The following is a 2,470-nucleotide window of genomic DNA, read 5'->3' as shown; positions in this document are numbered from 1 at the left end:
CGTACATTTGTCAATATAAAAATTATATATGCACACAAATATTCAAAACACCCTACTCTTCCCTTCTTAAACTTTTAAAAAGTCGTTATCCAATCCTTAAATCATTTTCCTTTCGATTAAAAATCAAGGAAATCTTTTCATTTATTCACGTTCATGATAAAATATGTCCATACAAATTTTACGCACAAAAAAAGTTGAATGTATACAACTACGAAAGAAGTGAAAACATGAAGCCAAAATATCAGGTGATTATTGAGGATATAAAAAGCAAAATTCTTTCAGGCGATTACAGCATGGGCGAACAAATCCCGACTGAATCGGTCATGCAAGAAACGTATGGTGTCAGCAGACATACGGTTCGAAAAGCCATTTTAGAGCTGTCGAATGAAGGATTTTTAAGAAGCGAAAAAGGATCTGGCACCTATGTGAGCAATCAGTATCAATCCAAAACTAGCGGGGCTTCTGCCAACAAAACAATCGGTGTAATTACCACCTATATTTCCGACTATATTTTCCCTTCTATTATTCGCGGAATTGAAAGCAGGTTAAATAAAGATAATTATTCGCTGCTGCTGGCGAGCACGAATAACGATGTAGAACAAGAAAAAAAAGCGTTGGAAATGATGCTTTCCTACGGAGTAGACGGTCTAATTGTTGAACCTACAAAAAGCAATTTGTACAATCCAAACATCTCGTATTATTTATCATTTAAAGAACAAGACGTTCCGTTTACGATGATTAACGCCTACTACGAAGAATTGGACGTTCCGTTCTTTTGTCTAGACGACGTTCAGTCAAGCTACCTTGCCACAAATGAATTAATTTCAAAAGGACATACGCAAATTGGGCTCATCGCAAAAATGGATGACCTGCAAGGAAAGTACCGAATGAAAGGCTACATAAAAGCGCTTGGTGAAGCAAAGCTCCGCTTTCAGCCTGAGCATATTTTGTCTTTTAACACGGAAACAAAGCTTGATTTGTACGCTAACTTGAAGACGTTTCTTACTGAAAATCAAGACGAAATGACGGCTCTTGTCTGCTATAACGATGAAGTCGGATTAGAAGTTGTAAATGTATGCAGACAGCTTGGTATTTCCATTCCGGACAAGTTGTCAATTATTGGTCAAGACAATTCATACATCGCTAAAAATGCGACGATTAATTTAACAACGTTAACCCATCCGCAGGAACAAATGGGACACGACGCGGCGGATTGGATTATTAAAAAGCTGCAGGGCAAAAAAGATTTGCCAAACGAAACTTACTATCAGCCTGTGTTAGTTGAAGGTGAAACGATTAAAGAGTTAAATGCGAAGCGCGACGAAGTTCGTTAAAAGAAGGCTTCCTTAGAGCTCTATAAAACTTCTTACGAGAGAAAGGGATGCACATTATTATGCATCCCTTTCTTTATGTACTGATTCCCTTTATAACGGAGCCTGAATGTTGAGGTATACTCCTTTTTCGATCCTTTGTTTTGCTTGTTCTATTAGTCTTTGAGCAGTAATAGATAGTTTGGATACAGGAACGACTTGTTCTGAAACGACAACAAGAGGATCAACCCAGCGCATTTTTGTCGTTTGGTGAACATCGTGACAAGAAGCAGTGCCTTTTTGTACTTTGCTGTTAAAAAGAGCAGATAACATATCTTCAATGCTGCTATCTCCAGCATTTTTCAGCAGCCGAACCACATCGTCATCCTGCTTTAAAAAATCTTCAATAGATAAAATATCTTTTTGCAAAGCGAGCTTGATAATTTCCGTCAGCTGATAATTTCCAAACATATTAAGCGGATTCATAAAAAAGCCAATCACTTCTTTGTAATAAGCATCCACAAACCACTCTGCCGCTGCTAAATTACTGCATGCCATTTGTTCATTAAATACGACAAGCTGATCCAAAAAAGCATGCACTTCTTGTAAAGTAATCTCCCCGCATACGTACAAATCCCGCAGCGTATAATCCACGCGGTCAGCGCATAAGTGCGGAGCGTTCTGTTCGAGCAGCGTCCACTGGCTTTCATCAAGCAAGATATCTCGCCAGTTTAAACCGGCGCTTTTTAAAATAGAAGGAATAGATGACCCGGTCACAATTTGTTCGTAAATCGTTTCATGATAATTTTCTTCTTTTTGTTCCAAAACATAGTCAATCACATGAGAAAATGCCGTATGTGAAACGTCATGTAATAAAGCCGCTATTTGCTCTTCCAAAGAGCCTCCGAGTCTATTTACAAGCATCATCGCACCAACGGAATGATCATATCGAGTAGTATTCCAGTCTTCATTTACAAACCGGCTCGCTCCGCCTTGGTAAATTCCTTTTAATCGCTGTATGGGATCACTTTGAATGAGTTCCAAAAGAACGCCGTCTGCTTCAAATTTTCCGTACAGCTCATCATAAAGTATGAGCATATTTCTCTCTCCTTTTCCTAGCTTATTATGTTTAATCCTAAGCTCAAGACAGAATGCTGTAA

2 protein-coding genes are annotated in these 2,470 nt (G+C 38.5%); one reads left to right on the top strand and one right to left on the bottom strand.

The window, feature by feature from the left end; genetic code table 11:
* Positions 1-227 precede the first annotated feature (227 nt).
* Positions 228-1,334, top strand: coding sequence for a GntR family transcriptional regulator (locus tag AC1DRF_RS23195; RefSeq protein WP_427075785.1), 1,107 nt, complete (start codon positions 228-230; stop codon positions 1,332-1,334).
* 90 nt (positions 1,335-1,424) lie between these two features.
* Here AC1DRF_RS23195 and AC1DRF_RS23190 read toward each other — a convergent pair whose 3' ends face one another.
* On the bottom strand, positions 1,425-2,408 hold the full coding sequence (locus tag AC1DRF_RS23190; protein WP_427075784.1) for an HD domain-containing protein: 984 nt from the start codon (positions 2,406-2,408) through the stop codon (positions 1,425-1,427).
* Between the last annotated feature and the right edge of the window lie 62 nt (positions 2,409-2,470).

This window comes from Priestia sp. P5_B4 (assembly GCF_056400385.1).
The sequence above is the reverse complement of the archived record's forward strand: the minus strand, read 5'-3'. Positions and strand labels throughout refer to the sequence as shown.